This is a genomic window from Xanthobacter sp. ZOL 2024, assembly GCF_052932325.1.
In genome coordinates this window covers 2,205,935-2,222,935 of the sequence record NZ_CM128808.1, presented here as the reverse complement: position 1 = coordinate 2,222,935, position 17,001 = coordinate 2,205,935, and the positions used below count along the sequence as shown (strand labels likewise).

Below are 17,001 nucleotides of genomic sequence, written 5' to 3'. Positions count from 1 at the left end.
ACGCCTGGGGGTGCCGCAGCGATTCCCGCGCGGAGAGGCCTTCGGCCAAGCCACGTGGTTTGGCCCCTGGGGCCGGGTCGAAACGCCCCTTCCCGCGGGCGCGGGCGGCGCTGTTATGAGCCGGCACAAGGGTTCGCGACGCCGCGCCGGGAGCGAAGACGAGTGGACAACCTTTTTCAGCTCTGATAAGAGAACGCCTCCTTCGGACCCACGGCAGGGACGTCGCTTGGCGTTTTGCTTCCGGATCCGGACACCCAATTCATGATCGCACCGGATCGGCGCAACAGCTCGAAGAGGCAAACACGTGCAAGTTCTCGTCCGCGACAACAATGTTGATCAGGCCCTCAAGGCGCTCAAGAAGAAGATGCAGCGCGAGGGGATCTTCCGCGAGATGAAGCTGCGTGGTCATTACGAGAAGCCGTCGGAGAAGCGCGCCCGCGAGCAGGCGGAAGCCATCCGCCGCGCCCGCAAGCTGGCCCGCAAGCGCGCCCAGCGCGAAGGCCTGCTGCCGTCCAAGCCCCGCAGCCGCTGACTTTTTCGGCCGCTGACTTTTTCGGCCGCGGCATCCGCCGGCGGGCATCCGCCCGCCCTGGGCGCCGCGGTTTCGGATCCGCCTTCGGGCCATGCCGACTGTTGATCGACCAAGCCGATCCGCGCAGAGCGATCTCAGGCCTCATTTGATCCGCGCAGCCCCCTGCGCGGATTTCGTTTATGGGCCCCATCCGATCCGCGACGCGCCCGCCCGAATGGCAGCAACCTGAAGCGCGTGCACCGCACCCCGGCACCGCCCTCTGCGCGGCATTGAATACCTCCCGGATTCGGCGCACGCACCCCTGTCTTCGCGTCCATTGTATGGCCGTCCCCATAGATTTTCGTGCGCCCTTCCGCCGGATTGCCTTCCTTCGACAGTTGAGGCAAAGGTCTTGTTGCGGCGCACCGCTGCCGACAATTCGTAACAGGACGACGCCGCGCCTGCGGCGGGCTGCGTGATCCTCACCCACACCGGTCCACACTGGCGCGATGATGGAAGAGGACTTCTCTGCCCATGAGCGAATTGAAGCCGGTCTGGCGCGCTCTTGCCGCCGCCCACGGCACCACCCAGCAGCCGCTGCGCGCCCTGTGCGCAGACCCCGCGCGCTTCCCCGCCTTCTCGCGCCGGGCGGATGACCTGCTGCTGGATTTCTCGAAGACCGCCCTCACCGACGACAGCCTGGCGCTGCTGCTGCAGCTGGCGCAGGCCGCCGATGTCGCCGGCAAGCGCGACGCCATGTTCGCCGGCGACCGGATCAATGCCAGCGAGGGCCGCGCGGTGCTGCATGTGGCCCTGCGGGCCGCCGGCGACGCGCCCTTCGTCGTGGATGGCGTCGCCGTCGGCGACGACGTGCGCCAGGTGCTGGCCCAGGTGTCGGCCTTCGCCGATTCCGTCCGGCAGGGCACCGCCCGCGGCGCCACCGGGGCCGCCTTCACCGACGTGGTGAACATCGGCATCGGCGGCTCGGACCTCGGACCGGTGATGGCCACCCTGGCCCTCGCCCCCTATCACGACGGGCCCCGCTGCCACTTCGTCTCCAATGTGGACAGCGCCCACATCGCCGACACCCTGAAGGGGCTCGATCCCGCCACCACCCTGTTCATCGTCGCCTCGAAGACCTTCACCACCGTCGAGACCATGTGCAACGCCGGCACCGCCCGCGCCTGGATCACCGCCGCCCTCGGCGAGGACGCGGTGGGGCGGCATTTCGCGGCGGTCTCCACCGCCCTCGACAAGGTGGGGGCGTTCGGCATTCCCCCCGAGCGCACGTTCGGGTTCTGGGATTGGGTAGGCGGGCGCTATTCCCTGTGGTCGGCCATCGGCCTGTCGCTGGTGCTGGCCATCGGTCCGGTGCGTTTCGGCGAGCTGCTGGCCGGCGCCGCCGCCATGGATGCCCATTTCCGCACCACCCCGCTGGCCGACAACCTGCCGGTGCTGCTCGGCCTCATCGGCCTGTGGCATCGCGATGTGTGCGGTTATCCCAGCCGCGCCGTGGTGCCCTATGACCAGCGCCTGGCGCGCTTTCCCGCCTATCTCCAGCAGCTCGACATGGAGAGCAACGGCAAGAGCGTGACCGTGGACGGATCACCGGTGACGCAGCCCACCGGCCCCATCGTCTGGGGGGAACCGGGCACCAACGCCCAGCATGCCTTCTTCCAGCTGCTGCACCAGGGCACGCAGATCGTGCCGGTGGAGTTCCTCATCGCCGCCGAGAGCCACGAACCGGCCCTCGCCCACCACCATGAGCTGCTGGTGGCCAATTGCCTGGCCCAGTCCGAGGCGCTGATGCGCGGGCGCACCCTGGCGGAAGCGGCGGACCAGCTCCGGGCCAAGGGCCTGCCCGAGGCCGAGGTGGCCCGGCTCGCCCCCCACCGGGTCTTTCCCGGTGGTCGCCCCTCGGTCACCTTGGCCTATCGCCGCCTCGACCCCTTCACCCTGGGCCGGCTCATCGCCCTCTATGAGCATCGCGTGTTTGTGGAAGCGGCGGTGTGGAACATCAACGCCTTCGACCAATGGGGGGTGGAGCTCGGCAAGGAGCTGGCCACCGCTTTGCTGCCGGCGGTGCGCGAGGGCACCGTCCCGCCGGACGCCTCGTGCTCCACCGCCGGCCTCATCACCCACCTGCGGGCGATCCACCTGCAAGCAGAACGTGCGCCGGGCGGCTAGCCGCCGCCCGCACCGCTCAACTCAGCACGGAGAGTTCCGGCGAGGTCGGGTGGAGCATGGGATCCACCGCGCCCCGGCTCTCGGCTTCCTTGAGATAATGGCGCAGCAGGTCGGTGGCGCTGATCACCCCCTGCAAGGCGAAATCCTCCATCACCGGCAGGTGGCGGATCTGGTGCTCGTTCATCAGCCGCAGCGCCGTGACGATGGAATCGGAAGGCGCGCAGCAGATCAGCTCCCGCTCCAGGAACTCGGCCAGCACCATGCCCGGGGTCGCCGGCCCATGCTCCAGCACCGCCCGCGCCACGTCGCGCTCGGAGAATACGCCGATCAGCGTGCCATGTTCGGAGCGGCAATCGTCCATCACCAGAACGGAGGAAACATTCTCCCGCTTCATCAGCAGGGTCGCCCGCGCCACCGTCTCGGTCATGCGGATGGCAATGAGCCGGGTGTCGTGCTTCTCACGCAGAATATCGTTCACGGTGATCACAGGCGCATCCTCCTCGCCGGTTGCGGCGGGGCCGGCCGGGCGGCTCGACGGCGCTCTGCGGCGCGGGCCCGGTGAAACCCCACGCCTATGCTGGGGTGCGACAATTCATCCTGTCAATGAAAACTGCGACAAATCACCCCATCGAGACCAAATCCAGCCCGGGCATCGCCGCTGCGCCCATGAAAATGCGCCCATGAAAAAGCCGGCCCGAGGGCCGGCTTTCTTGAGCAAGAGCGCGCCGGCGGGCGGCGCGGCTGGTCTCACGCCGCCTTGGTTTTGGCGATCAGGTCCACGAAGCGGTTGAACAGATAGTGGCTGTCCTGCGGCCCGGGGCTCGCCTCCGGGTGGTACTGCACCGAGAACACCGGCTTGTCGGCCAAAGCGATGCCGGCGTTGGACCCGTCGAACAGGGAGACATGGGTCTCCACCGCATTCTTGGGCAGGGTGTCCCGATCCACGGCGAAGCCATGGTTCATGGAGGTGATCTCCACCTTGCCGGTGGTCAGGTCCTTCACCGGATGGTTCGCGCCGTGGTGGCCCTGGTGCATCTTCACCGTCTTGGCGCCCACCGCGAGGCCGATCATCTGATGGCCGAGGCAGATGCCGAAGGTGGGCACGCCGCTCTCGATCACCTTCTGGATCACCGGCACCGCATATTCCCCGGTCGCCGCCGGATCACCCGGGCCGTTGGAGAGGAACACGCCATCGGGCTTCAGCGCCAGGATGTCCTCGGCCGAAGTGGTGGCGGGCACCACGGTGACCTTGCAGCCAGCGCCGGCGAGCAGGCGCAGGATGTTGCGCTTCACCCCGTAGTCCACCGCCACCACATGGTGCTGCGGCGCCCCTTCATGGCCGAAGCCCTCCGGCCACTGCCAGGGGGTCTCGTCCCAGTCGAAGCGCTGGGCGGAGGTGACGGAGGGGACGAGGTCCATGCCCACCAGGCCCGGCCAGGCGCGGGCTTCCGCCTTGAGGGCGGCGAGATCGAACTGGCCGTCGGGGGAATAGGCGATCACCGCATTGGGCATGCCCGCCTCGCGGATCAGCGCGGTCAGCGCCCGCGTGTCGATGCCGGTGATGCCGGGGATGCCCCGCGCCTTCAGCCAGGCATCCAGATGCCGGGTGGCGCGATAATTGGAGGGCTCGGTGATGGCGGTGCGCAGCACCACCCCGCGCACACCCGAAGCGGCCGCCATGGACACCGTCTCGATGTCCTCCTCATTGGTGCCGACATTGCCGATGTGGGGGAAGGTGAAGGTGATGATCTGCCCGGAATAGGACGGATCGGTGAGGATCTCCTCATAGCCGGTCATGGCGGTGTTGAAGCACACCTCGCCAGCCAGCGTGGCCGCGGCACCGATGCCGAAGCCTTCGAGCACCGTGCCGTCGGCAAGGACGAGGACGGCGGTGGGAACGGGTTCGCTCCAGCCGTCAGCCGCGGGGGAGCGCCCGGAACCGGCGGAAACCGGATCGGTGGGGGTCTGGTCTTGTTCGTTCGTCATGGATCGCCTAGATAGAGCGTCACGCGCCGCGTTTCCAGCGTCCGCGCGCGAATTTGTGTGCGTCCATGCGGTCGCATGGAGGTCCTGCTGCGTGAAGGTCCACCCGGCTGCCAGTGTTCCGTTTCCGGAATGCAGCGATGACGGGCCTTTCAAGGGGATGTGGCCATCTGCGGGATGCACATGCCGACGCTGAACCATTCGAGCCGATGCGGGTGAGACCTCTCGAGACCCTCGTGTTCTGCAGAACTCTCATGTGCTGAGCGATGGTCGCGACCCGAAACGGGATCGCCGATGGCAGCGATGCTGCCCGATGCCACCCACTGGCTTTTCTCTACCCTTAAGGAATCCGATCCGTGCTTCGTGACGACATCAATGCCGCCCTCAAGGAGGCGCTGAAGGCCCAGGACAAGCGCCGCACCTCCACCCTGCGCCTCATCAATGCCGCGCTGAAGGATCGCGACATCGAACAGCGCGGCCATGGCAAGGACCCCTTGACCGACGACGAGCTGCGCGCCCTGCTCGCCAAGATGGTGAAGCAGCGCGAGGAAAGCGCCAAGATCTATGACGAGGGCGGCCGCCCCGAGCTCGCCGCCCAGGAGCGGGAAGAGATCGGCTATATCCAGGTGTTCCTGCCGCAGCAGATGAGCGAGGCGGATACCCGCGCCGCCATCGCCACGGTGATCGCCGAGATCGAGGCCAAGGGCATCAAGGACATGGGCCGCACCATGGCGGTGCTGAAGGAGCGCTATGTGGGCGCCATCGACTTCGGCAAGGCTTCCCAGTGGGTGAAGGACGCCCTCACCGCCGCCGGCTGAGGCGCACCCGCGGCACCAGAACACGCCGCCCAGAAGACGCTTCGTGGAAGACGCTTCGTGGAAGACGCCGCGCGCGGCCTCAGCCGATGCCCCTCGTCCCGGCGCTCTCCCTCTCCCGCTTGCGGGGGAGGGTTGGGGCGGGGGCAAGGCGTTGGCGAAGCGGACCGGGCAGCGCGGTCAAGCGCGCCACTCAGGCGGCCCTGCCCCTCCCCCGGCACGCGGAGGAGGGTACGCGCGCCACAATCGTCTCTTCGAGCGCCGATCGCCCTAGCCGCGGGCGGCCGGATCGGGCGCGCCCTCGCGGCGGCTCCAGATCTGCGGATCGATCTGGCCTTCCAGCTCCGGCATCTCGCTGGCCACGAACGTCGGCTCCTGGCCGGCCCGGCGCTTGGCGAGATAGTCGGCGGCGAGCTTTGACACCAGGCCCGACAGCAGCACGATGGCGATGAGGTTGATGGAGGCCATCAGCCCCATGGCGGCATCCGCCGTGTTGAACACGGTGGCGACGCTTTGGAGCGCGCCCCAGATCACCATGGCCAGCAGCGCCAGCCGCAGCACGATGATGCCCCCCACATGGCCGTGGCCGAGGAACACCAGCGCATTCTCCGCATATGAATAGTTGCCGATGATGGAGGTGAAGGCGAAAAAGAAGATGGCGATGGCCACGAAATAGCGCCCCGCCGAGCCCACATGCACTTCCATGGCCGCCTGGGTGAGCTGGGTGCCGGTGACGCCATTGCCCGGCACCAGCACATCCGCCAGCAGGATCAGCAGAGCGGTGGCGGTGCAGATCACGATGGTATCCACGAAAACGCCCAGCGACTGCACGAAGCCTTGGCTCACCGGGTGGTGCGGATCGGGGGTCGCCACAGCGGCGATGTTCGGGGCGCTGCCCATGCCCGCCTCGTTGGAGAACAGGCCGCGCTTCACCCCGTTCATCATGGCCGCGGCCACCGCGCCGCTCACCCCGCCCACCGCCGGTTCCAGGCCGAAGGCGCTGGCGACGATGTGATACAGCATGGCCGGCACTTCGGTGATGTTGGTGGCCACCGCATAGAGCGCGAACAGCACATAGATGCCGGCCATGAACGGCACCACCAGCTCGGCGGTGCGGGCGATGGCGGCGATGCCGCCGAAGATGATGATGCCGGCCAGCGCCGCCACCACCACGCCGGTGCCGATCTTGGGCACGCCGAACGCGCCATCCATGGCATCGGCGATGGAATTGGCCTGCACCGCGTTGAACACCAGGCCGAACGACAGAATGAGGCAGACCGAGAAGATGGCCCCGGCCCACGGCGCCTTCAGCCCCTTGGCGATGTAGAAGGCCGGCCCGCCGCGATAGCGGCCCTCGTCGTCCTTCACCTTATAGAGTTGGGCGAGGGTGCTCTCGGCGAAGGCGGTGGCCATGCCCAGGGCCGCCACCACCCACATCCAGAAGATGGAGCCCGGCCCGCCCAGATAGAGCGCCACCGCCACGCCGGCGATGTTGCCGGTGCCCACCCGCGAGGCCAGCGAGGTGCACAGGGCCTGGAACGGGGTGATGCCGGAGCGGTCATTGGCGTCGGAGCGCAACACCGAGCGCAGCATCTCGGGAAAATGCAGGATCTGGATGAATTTCAGCCGCAGCGTGAAATAAATGCCCACGGCCAGAAGGCCATAGATGAGCACATAGCCCCAGAACACCGTGTTCAGAAAATCGATGATCGCATCCATCAGCCCGGCCCCACGCTGGATTTTTCAACAGGCTAGCCGCGCCTTCCCCTGCGGTCCACGATCAAGCGTGGCCGTTTCGCGTGTCCGGGAGTTCCGTTGCACGCAAGTCGCAGTTCGCGGGCGCGGAGCGGCGCGCAAGGCCGGGCGGATCGAGCGGCGCGGGCATCGATCAGCAGGTGTGGATAAGGGGGATTGCGGGCGCAACGGGAACGGCGCGCCCGCCTGCGGCCCCGTCCTCACGAAAGCCCAGATCCTGTGCAAGACGGACGCCTTACCATAGCCGGCCAGACCTTTGATCGAGTTGATTCGCGCATGCGCTTCCCACCGGCGTTCCTGGACGAGATCCGCGCCCGCCTTCCCGTGTCGGAGGTGGTGGGTCGGCGCGTCAAGCTGAGGAAGCAGGGCCGCGAGTTCGCCGGCCTGTCGCCCTTCAACCCGGAAAAAACACCCTCTTTTTTCGTCAACGATCAGAAGGGGTTCTATCACTGCTTCTCGTCCGGCAAGCATGGCGACGTGTTCGACTTCCTGATGGAGACGGAAGGCGTGCCGTTCGGCGAGGCGGTGGAGCGGCTCGCCGGCATGGCCGGCCTGCCGCTGCCGGAAGTCACCCCCGAGGCCGCCGCCCGGGAGGAGCGCCGGCGCTCGCTCCATGAGGTCATGGCGCTGGCTGCCCGGCATTTCGAGGACACCCTGCAATCGCGCGCCGGCGCCAAGGCCCGAGGCTATCTGGCCGATCGCGAGCTCGGCCCCGCCACCCAGCAGCGCTTCCACCTGGGCTATGCCGCCGGTGAGCGCTTCCACCTCAAGGAGGCGCTGGGTAAGCAGGGGGTGAGCGTGGAGGCCATGATCGAGGCCGGCCTACTGATCTCCGGCGACGACATCCCGGTGCCCTACGACCGGTTCCGCGACCGGGTCATGTTCCCCATCACCGATCTCAAGGGCCGGGTGGTGGCCTTCGGCGGCCGGGCGCTGGAGAAGGACGTTCCGGCCAAGTATCTGAATTCGCCGGAAACCCCGCTCTTCCACAAGGGCAGCCTGCTCTACAACGGCTTCGGCGCCCGCGCGGCCGCCCACACTGGCGCCCGGGTGATCCTGGTGGAAGGCTATGTGGACGTCATCGCCATGGTGGAGGCCGGCTTCACCGGCGCCGTGGCGCCGCTCGGCACCGCCCTCACCGAGGATCAGCTGCAACTGCTCTGGCGCATGTCCGAGGAGCCGCTGCTGCTGTTCGACGGCGACAAGGCCGGCCGCCGCGCCGCCCATCGAGCCATGGACATCGCTTTGCCCCACCTCAAGGCCGGCCGCAGCCTGGCCTTTGCTGCGCTGCCCGAAGGCCAGGACCCGGACGATCTCATCCGCCGTTCCGGCCGCGACGCCATGGAGCAGGTGCTGGCCGGCGCCCGCCCGCTCGCCGCCGAACTGTGGGCGCGGGAGAGCGAGACAGCCGCCATCGACACCCCGGAACGCCGCGCCGCCCTGGAGGCCCGCCTCAATGAGGTGGTGGGCGTCATCGCCGACGAAACGGTCCGCAAACACTACCGTCAGGACATGAACGAGCGCCTGCGCGCCCTGCTCGCCCCCGCCAGCGGCCGCGGCGGCTGGCGCGACGGCGGCGGTCGTCCGCAGGGCGGCTGGCAAGGCGGGGGATGGCAGGGCGGCGGCTGGACCAACGGCCGGCGGAACGGCCGCGGCGGGTCCCCCCGGGATGGCGGGTTTCCCCTGCCCGGCTCGGAGATCGCCAAGAGCTCGGCCGTGCGCGGGCCGCTGGCGAGCTTGCCGCGCAATGAGGCGCTGCTGCTGTTCTGCCTCATCAACCACCCTTTCCTGCTCGACGAGGCGGCCGAGGAGGTGGCGCGGCTTCCGTTCGCCAATCCCGAGGCGGACCGGCTGCGTCAGGCCCTCATCGGCGCCCATCTGGAGGGGCTCGACTGGAGTCGGGACGGCTTCGCGACCCTCCTCGGCGCCCTCGGCCAGGGGGACCTCGACGACCTTTCGCGGCGGGTGAGCACCCTCGCCAATCCAAAAATGGACTGGCCAGCTTATCCAGATACCGCAAAAGAGGATGTCCGGCTCTGGTGGCAGCAGCGGACGGCCTTGCATCACAAGGCTTACGCGCTATCTAGGGAGTTGAAGGAAGCCGAGCGGTCGCTGGGGGAGGACCCGAGCGAGGCGAATTTTGCTTGGCTGCGCGATGTCCGCGAGCGTCTCTCCACGGTGGAGGGGATGGATGCGCTGGTGGAAGGCTTCGGCGCCCTCTCGGGCCGCCGCGCGGTGCGCTCCATGTGAGCGGCGCGGCATCCGGGCGGCCGGCGGAATGGGGATAAGCCCTTCGGGGCGCACCGCCGTTCAGGCGGGCTTAACGGGGATGCGTCAACAACAGGCGCGCCCGGAGCATGAGAACGACAGGCGGCGGAGCCCTTTGGCTGCGTCGCCGCTTCGCCGTTGTATACCGGCGAGACCATCAGGAGATGTCCATGGCGAAGCAATCTGCCGAGACGACCGAAGCGCCAGAGAAGGAGACCGACGCCCCCGACGGGCCGTTGCTCGACCTCTCGGACGCGGCCGTCCGGAAGATGATCAAGAACGCCAAGCGCCGGGGCTATGTGACCTACGAGCAGCTCAATGAGGTGATGCCTTCCGAGGAAGTCACCTCCGAGCAGATCGAGGACACCCTCGCCATGCTCAACGACATGGGCATCAACGTCATCGAGGCGGAAGAGGCCGAGAGCGAGGAGAACGCCGAGGAGGCCGAATCACCCGACGAGCCCGAGGAGGCCGAAGGCGGCGAGATCGCCGAGACCTCGTCGCGCGCCGTCGCCCGCTCCGAGACCAAGTCGGAGCCCGCGGAGCGCACCGACGACCCGGTAAGAATGTACCTCCGAGAGATGGGCTCGGTGGAGCTGCTCTCCCGCGAGGGCGAGATCGCCATCGCCAAGCGCATCGAGGCGGGCCGCGAGGCGATGATCGCCGGCCTGTGCGAGAGCCCGCTGACCTTCCAGGCCATCATCATCTGGCGTGATGAGCTGGTGGAAGGCAAGGTTCTGCTGCGCGACATCATCGACCTCGAAGCCACCTATGCCGGCCCGGAAGGCAAGAACCCGCCGGCGGCGCTGGGTGACGAGGCCGCGCTCGCCCCGGAAGCCGGCGAGGACGGCATGCTCGGCGACGGCGCCGGGCCGGAGGGCGACGAGGACGACATGGAGAATTCCATGTCGCTGGCGGCCATGGAGGCGGAGATCAAGCCGAAGGTGCTGGAAACCTTCGACCGCATCGCCGGCTCTTACGTGAAGCTGCGCCGCCTGCAGGACCAGAACGTCGAATCGAAGCTCAAGAATGAGACCTTGTCCCCGGCGCAGGAGCGCAAGGCCAAGAAGCTCAAGGAAGATCTCGTTCTCGACGTGAAGAGCCTCTCCCTCAACCAGGCGCGCATCGACGCCCTGGTGGAGCAGCTCTACGAGATCAACAAGCGTCTCGTGTCCCTGGAAGGCCGGCTGATGCGGCTGGCCGACAGCTATGGCGTGGGCCGCGACGACTTCCTGAAGAACTACCAAGGCTCGGAGCTCGACCCCAAGTGGGTGCTGCGGGTGTCCAAGCTGGGCTCGCGCGGTTGGAAGGGCTTCGTCGCCCACGAGAAGGACGGCATCAAGGACCTGCGCGGCGAGATTCACGCCCTCGCCACCGAGACGGGGCTCGAGATCGCCGAGTTCCGCAAGATCGTCCAGATGGTGCAGAAGGGCGAGAAGGAAGCCCGCCAGGCCAAGAAGGAAATGGTGGAGGCGAACCTGCGCCTCGTCATCTCCATCGCCAAGAAATACACCAACCGCGGCCTGCAGTTCCTTGATCTCATCCAGGAGGGCAACATCGGCCTCATGAAGGCGGTGGACAAGTTCGAGTATCGCCGCGGCTATAAGTTCTCCACCTATGCCACCTGGTGGATCCGGCAGGCCATCACCCGCTCCATCGCCGACCAGGCCCGCACCATCCGCATTCCGGTGCACATGATCGAGACCATCAACAAGATCGTGCGCACCTCGCGGCAGATGCTCCATGAGATCGGCCGCGAGCCGACCCCGGAAGAGCTGGCGGAAAAGCTCGGCATGCCGCTGGAGAAGGTCCGCAAGGTGCTGAAGATTGCCAAGGAGCCCATCTCCCTCGAAACCCCCATCGGCGACGAGGAAGATTCCCACCTGGGCGACTTCATCGAGGACAAGAACGCCATCCTGCCCATCGATGCGGCCATCCAGAGCAACCTGCGCGAGACGACCACCCGTGTTCTCGCCTCGCTGACCCCGCGCGAAGAGCGGGTGCTGCGCATGCGGTTCGGCATCGGCATGAACACCGACCACACCTTGGAAGAGGTGGGACAGCAGTTCTCGGTGACCCGCGAGCGCATCCGCCAGATCGAGGCCAAGGCCCTGCGCAAGCTCAAGCACCCCAGCCGCTCGCGCAAGCTGCGCTCGTTCCTGGACAATTGAGCGAACGTTCTGCGCAATCAGACTGCAAAAAGGCGGCTTCGGCCGCCTTTTTCTTTTCCGCGCCCATCCTCAAACTCCGAGCAACCGCCCAGCCAGTTCGGGATCGGCAGCGAAGTCGGTGGCGGGGCCGGCGTGGATCACGCGGCCCTTCTCCATCACCACCACCGTGTCGCAGATGCGGGTCAGAGCACCGATGTGCTTGTCGATGACGATCAGCGACAGCCCTTCGCCCTTCAGGGTGTTGATGACCGACCAGATCTCCTCGCGGATCAGCGGGGCGAGGCCCTCCGTCGCCTCGTCGAGGATCAGCAGGCGCGGGTTGGTCATCAATGCCCGGCCGATGGCCAGCATCTGCTGCTCGCCACCGGAGAGGCGGTTGCCATAGTGGCGGCGCCGCTCGCCAAGGCGGGGAAACAGCCCATAAACCCGCTCCAGGGTCCAGGCCGGCAGTCCGGCGCGGGGCGCCATGGCGGTGGCGACGAGGTTTTCCGCCACCGTCAGCGTGGGGAAGATCTGCCGGCCTTCGGGCACGAGGCCGAGCCCCGCCCGCGCCACCTTGTGCGGCGGCAGGCCGGTCAGCCGCGCCCCATCCAGATCCGCCGCGCCGGCACTGGCGGACAGAAGGCCCATGAGGGTGCGGATGGTCGTGGTCTTGCCCATGCCATTACGGCCCAGCAAGGCCAGAGCACCGTGCCGGGGCACGCAAAGGTCGACGCCGAACAGCACCGGCGCCCCGCTATAGCCGGCCTTGAGCCCGCGCACGGTGAGCAGCGGGGCGCTCATGCCTCATCCCCGAGATAGGCGGCGCGCACGCCGGCATCGGCCTTCACCTCATCGGCGCGGCCGCAGGCGATGACGCGGCCCGCCACCAGCACGCTGATGCGGTCGGCCAGGCGGAACACCGCATCCATGTCGTGCTCCACCAGGAGAATGCCCGCCGCCCCGCGCACCTGCTCCAGAAGCCGCACCATGGCGGCGGATTCCTCATGGCCGGTGCCGGCCATGGGCTCGTCCAGCAGCAGCAGGCGCGGCCGCCCCGCCAAAGCCATGGCCAGCTCCAGCGCGCGCTTTTCCCCGTGGCTGAGATCGGCCGCCGGCACCTGCGCCCGCGCCCCGAGCCCCACCTGCTCCAGCAAAGCGGCGGCCGCCTCATGGGCGGTGCGATCGCTGCGGGCGGGACGGATGACGCGGAAGGTGTGCCCCTGCGCCGCCGCCGCCGCGAGCGCCACATTCTCCAGCGCCGTGAAACCGGCGAGGACCGAGGTGATCTGGAACGAGCGGGCGAGCCCGCGCCGCGCCCTCTTGTGCACCGGCAGGCGGGTGATGTCGGCGCCGGCGAACAGGATCTGCCCGCCATCGGGCACCACCTCGCCGGCGATCTGCGACACCAAGGTGGTCTTGCCGGCGCCATTGGGGCCGATCACCGCATGGATCTCGCCCGGCCGCACGTCGAGGCTCACTCCGTCGGTGACCTGCAGGGCGCCATAGGCCTTGCGCAGATGGCGGATGGACAGGAGCGGCTCAGCCACGATCCGCCCCTCCCTTGCCGCCCAGCACTGCGGCGAGGCCACCGCGGGTGAACAGCACGATCAGCACCAGCAGCGGTCCGAACAGGATGCGCCAGTGCTCGGTGATGAGGGACAAGCCCTCTTCCGCCAGCACCACGCCGAGCGCCCCCAGGATGGCGCCATAAAGGGTGCCGACACCGCCCGCCACCACCATCACGATCAGCTCGCCGGAACGGTACCAGGAGAGATAGGCCGGGCTCACGAACTCGGTGAGGTTGGCGAACAGCGCGCCGGCCAGCCCCGCCAGCGCGCCGGCCAAGGTGAAGGCGATGAGCCGATAGGGATAGGGGTTCACCCCCAGCGCCCGCATCCGCCGCTCGTTCTCCTTCGCCCCCTCCAGCACCCGGCCGAACGGCGCCCGCACCAGCATGCGGCAGAACAGGAACGTGAGGGCCAGAAGACCGAGGATCACATAATGGAAGATGAGCGGATCGCGCAGCCAGCGGTGGCCGGCGATGGTGGAGCGCACCGCCAGCGACAGGCCATCGTCGCCCCCATAAGCGGAGAGGCTCTGGGTGACGAAATAGGCCATCTGGCCGAACGCCAGGGTGATCATGATGAAATAGACGCCGCGGGTCTTCAGCGAGATGGCGCCGGTGACCAGGGCGAACAGGCCGGCTGCCGCCATGGCCGCGGGGAAGGCGACAAGGGCATCACCGATGCCCTCCTCCGCCAGGATTCCCACCGCATAGGCGCCGATGCCCATGGTGGCGGCATGGCCGAACGACACCAGCGCCCCATAGCCCAGGATGAAATCAAGGCTCACCGCCGCCAGCGCGAAGATCATGGCCCGCGCCAGCAGGGACAAGGTGTAGCCGTCGCTCGCCAGCGGCGCGACGGCCAGCAGCGCGAACAGGATGAGGGGAATGGCGGCGCGTCTCACGCTGCTCGGGTTCATGCTCGCCGGTCTCATGCGGGCACCGGAAACAGGCCGCGCGGGCGGAAGAACAGCACCAGCGCCATGAGCAGATAGACGCTCATGGACGCGAGGGCCGGGCCGGCCTGGTTGGCATCGGCGGCGGGCATCACCAGCTTCAGGAGATCGGTGATGAAGGACCGGCCCAAGGTGTCGATGAGCCCCACCAGCAGAGCGGCAATGAAGGCGCCGCGCATGGAGCCGATGCCGCCGATGACGATGACGACGAAGGCGAGGATGAGCAGGCTGTCGCCCATGCCCGGCTCCACCGAGAGGATGGGCCCGGCCATGGCCCCGGCGAAGGCCGCCAGCATGGCGCCGAAGGCGAACACCTTGGCGAACAGGGCGGTGATATCCACCCCCAGCGCCGAAACCATGGGGGCGTTGGAGGCTCCCGCCCGCAGCAGCATGCCGGAGCGGGTGCGGGTGACCAGGAGATAAAGACCGCCCGCCAGCGCCAGCCCGACGGCGATCAGCGCCAGCCGGTAGACCGGGTAATTGAGCCCGTCGAGCAGCGGCACCGAACCGGACAGCGCCTGCGGCATGGGAATGGAAAGGGGCGAGGCGCCCCAGATCATCCGCACCGCTTCATTGACAAACAGGATGATGCCGAAGGTGGCCAGCACCTGCTCCAGGTGATCGCGCCCATAGAGCTGGCGGATGACGAGACGCTCCAGCAGCAGCCCCAGCACCAGCGCCGCCACCAGCGCCAGCGGCAGGCCCAGCCAGAAGCTGCCGGTGAGCGCCGTGGCGGTGACCATCAGATAAGCCCCCAGCATGTATTGCACGCCGTGGGCGAGGTTGATGACATCCATCACCCCGAACACCAGGGTCAGCCCCGCCGCCACCAGGAACAGCAGGATGCCGAGCTGGAGCCCGTTGAGGATCTGGACCAGGAACAGGGCAAGGGACATTGGGGGAGCGGTGAACCAGGAACAGCGGGGACGAAAAGCACGGGCGGGCGCTGTGCGGCCCGTCCCGACACGGTGAGGGCGCCGGCCCTCACTTCATCTTGCACTTCTCGGCATAAGCATCGCCATAGTCGGAGAAGATCTTCTCCACCACCTGCGTCTGGAACTTGCCATCGGGCCGCTTGGTCGCCTCCACCAGGTAGAAATCCTGGATGGGGAACTGGTTGGTGTTGAACTTGAAATTGCCGCGCACGGAAGCGAAGTCGGCCTTCTTCAGGGCGGCGCGCAGGGCCTCCTTGTCGGCGGTCTTGCCGCCGGCGGCCTTCAGCGCGGAATCGATGAGCTTGGCCGCGTCATAGCCCTGGGCGGCATAGAGCGCGGGCACGTAGCCGTATTCCTTCTCGAACGCCGCCACGAACGCCTTATTGGCCGGCACGTCGAGGTTCGGCGCCCACGGCGCGCCGGAATAGAAGCCCGCCGCCGCCTCGCCGGTGGCCGGCAAAGTGGTCTCGTCCACGGTGAAGGCGGAGAGGAAGGGAATGGTGTCGGCAAGGCCCGCCTGGCGATACTGCTTGACGAGGTTCACACCCATGCCACCGGGCATGAAGGTGAAGATGGCGTCGGGCTTGGCGGCGGCGATCTTGGCAAGCTCGGCGGAGAAATCCAGCTGGCCCAGTGGCGTGTAGATCTCGTCCAGCACCTCGCCCTTGTAGTGGCGCTTGAAGCCGGCCAGTGAATCCTTGCCCGCCTGATAATTGGGGGCCATCAGCACAACCTTCTTGTAGCCCTTGTTCTGGGCGTACTGGCCCAGCACCTCGTGGACCTGATCGTTCTGGTAGGAGGCGGAGAAGAAGAACGGGCTGCAGCCCGCCCCGGCGATGGGCGAGGGCCCGGCATTGCCGGAGATCAGGAACACGTCATTGGCGGTCACCGGCTTCACCACCGCGCCCATGACATTGGAGAACACCACGCCGGCGACGAAATCCACGTGGTCGCGCTCGATGAGGCCCTTCACCTTCTGCACCGCCACGTCGGGCTTCAGCTCGTCATCCACCACGATGACGTCGGTCTCCTGGCCGCCGAGCTTGCCGCCCAGCTCCTTCACCGCCAGCAGGAAGCCGTCGCGCATGTGCTGGCCCAGCACCGCCGAGGGGCCGGACAAGGTGGAGACGAGGCCCACCTTCACCGGATCGGCAAGCGCCGCGCCGGAGCTGGCCAGCGCCCCCGCAAGGAGCGTTCCGGTGAGAGCGGTGGCGGCGAGAAGTCCCTTCAGCGACATGGTTCCCCGGTCCTCGATTGGCGCGATGACGTTTCGGCACCGTTGCAGAGCGCCAACACGATCACAAGGTCAAAGAACAGGCCGCGGCCGCTTGTCCGGTGGACAGCCGGCCCACGCTCAAGCGGGCGCGGGCGCCGCTCGAAGACCCGATCGGTGGGCTCACAGGTGGCGGAAGCGCTCGCGGATGCGGGCTTCGAGCTCGTCGCGCACGGCGCGATAGGCCTCCAGCCGCTGCTCGCGGTTGCCGCCTTCGCGGGTGGGATCCGGCGTCGGCCAGTATTCCACCTCCAGCGCGTTGGTGCGCGTCAGCTCCAGGGCGCGGTGATGGGCGCTGGGGCACAGGGAGATGGCGAGATCGAAGCCAAGCCCCTCATATTCCTCTAGATCCTCCACGCTCTGCGGGCGATGGCGGTGCACGTCGAGGCCGATCTCCTCCATCACAGCGGTGACGAACGGATCCGCCTCGCCGGCCATGACGCCGGCGGAGCCCACATAAATGGACTTGCCATAGAGGTGGCGCAGCAGCGCGGCCGCCATGACGGACCGCACCGCGTTCTGCCCACAGATGAAAAGCACCGACTGGGGCCGAGCCGAACGCGGATGCGCTACGGAAGGGTCCGGCGCGGAGGCCATGGGC

The 17,001-nt window shown here is 67.7% G+C and carries 14 protein-coding genes; 5 read left to right on the top strand and 9 right to left on the bottom strand.

Going from position 1 to position 17,001, the window contains the following annotated elements:
• The first annotated feature begins 304 nt into the window (after window positions 1–304).
• Together rpsU and pgi are read left to right on the top strand one after the other, a co-directional pair.
• A complete protein-coding gene (gene rpsU, locus ACU4E7_RS10230) occupies window positions 305–532 on the top strand; it encodes a 30S ribosomal protein S21 (protein WP_234052638.1) in 228 nt (75 codons plus the stop codon).
• A gap of 513 nt (window positions 533–1,045) precedes the next feature.
• Window positions 1,046–2,698, top strand: a complete 1,653-nt coding sequence (gene pgi, locus ACU4E7_RS10225) for a glucose-6-phosphate isomerase (protein ID WP_447021447.1) — start codon at window positions 1,046–1,048, stop codon at window positions 2,696–2,698.
• Window positions 2,699–2,714: 16 nt separating this feature from the next.
• Here pgi and ACU4E7_RS10220 read toward each other — a convergent pair whose 3' ends face one another.
• Window positions 2,715–3,185, bottom strand: a complete 471-nt coding sequence (locus ACU4E7_RS10220) for a CBS domain-containing protein (RefSeq protein ID WP_447021446.1) — start codon at window positions 3,183–3,185, stop codon at window positions 2,715–2,717.
• A 260-nt stretch (window positions 3,186–3,445) separates the two neighbouring features.
• On the bottom strand, window positions 3,446–4,684 hold the full coding sequence (gene carA, locus ACU4E7_RS10215; RefSeq protein WP_447021445.1) for a glutamine-hydrolyzing carbamoyl-phosphate synthase small subunit: 1,239 nt from the start codon (window positions 4,682–4,684) through the stop codon (window positions 3,446–3,448).
• 353 nt (window positions 4,685–5,037) lie between these two features.
• Between carA and ACU4E7_RS10210 the strand changes: the two genes are divergently transcribed.
• Window positions 5,038–5,499, top strand: a complete 462-nt coding sequence (locus ACU4E7_RS10210; protein ID WP_238119447.1) for a GatB/YqeY domain-containing protein — start codon at window positions 5,038–5,040, stop codon at window positions 5,497–5,499.
• 267 nt (window positions 5,500–5,766) lie between these two features.
• On the opposite strand, the gene ACU4E7_RS10205 is transcribed toward ACU4E7_RS10210, so the two are convergent.
• Window positions 5,767–7,215, bottom strand: a complete 1,449-nt coding sequence (locus ACU4E7_RS10205; RefSeq protein ID WP_447021444.1) for an alanine/glycine:cation symporter family protein — start codon at window positions 7,213–7,215, stop codon at window positions 5,767–5,769.
• A gap of 312 nt (window positions 7,216–7,527) precedes the next feature.
• Here ACU4E7_RS10205 and dnaG point away from each other — a divergent pair, with 312 nt between their 5' ends.
• Together dnaG and rpoD are read left to right on the top strand one after the other, a co-directional pair.
• Window positions 7,528–9,501, top strand: coding sequence for a DNA primase (gene dnaG / locus ACU4E7_RS10200; protein ID WP_447021443.1), 1,974 nt, complete (start codon window positions 7,528–7,530; stop codon window positions 9,499–9,501).
• Between the two features lie 188 nt (window positions 9,502–9,689).
• Window positions 9,690–11,690 carry an RNA polymerase sigma factor RpoD gene (gene rpoD, locus ACU4E7_RS10195; protein WP_238119444.1) on the top strand — a complete coding sequence of 667 codons (2,001 nt, stop codon included), beginning with the start codon at window positions 9,690–9,692 and terminating at the stop codon, window positions 11,688–11,690.
• Between the two features lie 69 nt (window positions 11,691–11,759).
• Here rpoD and ACU4E7_RS10190 read toward each other — a convergent pair whose 3' ends face one another.
• From ACU4E7_RS10190 to ACU4E7_RS10165, 6 genes are all read right to left on the bottom strand, one after another.
• A complete protein-coding gene (locus ACU4E7_RS10190) occupies window positions 11,760–12,473 on the bottom strand; it encodes an ABC transporter ATP-binding protein (RefSeq protein ID WP_447021442.1) in 714 nt (237 codons plus the stop codon).
• Window positions 12,470–13,219, bottom strand: a complete 750-nt coding sequence (locus tag ACU4E7_RS10185; RefSeq protein ID WP_447021441.1) for an ABC transporter ATP-binding protein — start codon at window positions 13,217–13,219, stop codon at window positions 12,470–12,472. Before ACU4E7_RS10185 ends, ACU4E7_RS10190 begins: the two co-directional genes overlap by 4 nt.
• Window positions 13,212–14,156, bottom strand: a complete 945-nt coding sequence (locus tag ACU4E7_RS10180; protein WP_447021440.1) for a branched-chain amino acid ABC transporter permease — start codon at window positions 14,154–14,156, stop codon at window positions 13,212–13,214. The genes ACU4E7_RS10185 and ACU4E7_RS10180 overlap by 8 nt, the downstream gene beginning before the upstream one ends.
• An 11-nt stretch (window positions 14,157–14,167) precedes the next feature.
• Window positions 14,168–15,088: a branched-chain amino acid ABC transporter permease gene (locus ACU4E7_RS10175; RefSeq protein WP_447021439.1), complete on the bottom strand. Its 921-nt coding sequence runs from the start codon at window positions 15,086–15,088 to the stop codon at window positions 14,168–14,170.
• Between the two features lie 88 nt (window positions 15,089–15,176).
• Entirely contained in the window at window positions 15,177–16,364 is a 1,188-nt protein-coding gene (locus tag ACU4E7_RS10170) for an ABC transporter substrate-binding protein (protein ID WP_447021438.1), read from the bottom strand.
• A 159-nt stretch (window positions 16,365–16,523) separates the two neighbouring features.
• A complete protein-coding gene (locus tag ACU4E7_RS10165) occupies window positions 16,524–16,997 on the bottom strand; it encodes an arsenate-mycothiol transferase ArsC (protein ID WP_238119418.1) in 474 nt (157 codons plus the stop codon).
• Window positions 16,998–17,001: the final 4 nt, after the last annotated feature.

What these genes read in the sequence shown, in the direction of transcription:
- ACU4E7_RS10175 (WP_447021439.1), bottom strand. Translation starts at nt 15,088, where the DNA reads ATGTCCCTTGCCCTGTTCCTGGTCCAGATCCTCAACGGGCTCCAGCTC.
- ACU4E7_RS10180 (WP_447021440.1), bottom strand. Translation starts at nt 14,156, where the DNA reads ATGAACCCGAGCAGCGTGAGACGCGCCGCCATTCCCCTCATCCTGTTC.
- ACU4E7_RS10165 (WP_238119418.1), bottom strand. Translation starts at nt 16,997, where the DNA reads ATGGCCTCCGCGCCGGACCCTTCCGTAGCGCATCCGCGTTCGGCTCGG.
- ACU4E7_RS10170 (WP_447021438.1), bottom strand. Translation starts at nt 16,364, where the DNA reads ATGTCGCTGAAGGGACTTCTCGCCGCCACCGCTCTCACCGGAACGCTC.
- ACU4E7_RS10205 (WP_447021444.1), bottom strand. Translation starts at nt 7,215, where the DNA reads ATGGATGCGATCATCGATTTTCTGAACACGGTGTTCTGGGGCTATGTG.
- pgi (WP_447021447.1), top strand. Translation starts at nt 1,046, where the DNA reads ATGAGCGAATTGAAGCCGGTCTGGCGCGCTCTTGCCGCCGCCCACGGC.
- ACU4E7_RS10190 (WP_447021442.1), bottom strand. Translation starts at nt 12,473, where the DNA reads ATGAGCGCCCCGCTGCTCACCGTGCGCGGGCTCAAGGCCGGCTATAGC.
- carA (WP_447021445.1), bottom strand. Translation starts at nt 4,684, where the DNA reads ATGACGAACGAACAAGACCAGACCCCCACCGATCCGGTTTCCGCCGGT.
- dnaG (WP_447021443.1), top strand. Translation starts at nt 7,528, where the DNA reads ATGCGCTTCCCACCGGCGTTCCTGGACGAGATCCGCGCCCGCCTTCCC.
- rpoD (WP_238119444.1), top strand. Translation starts at nt 9,690, where the DNA reads ATGGCGAAGCAATCTGCCGAGACGACCGAAGCGCCAGAGAAGGAGACC.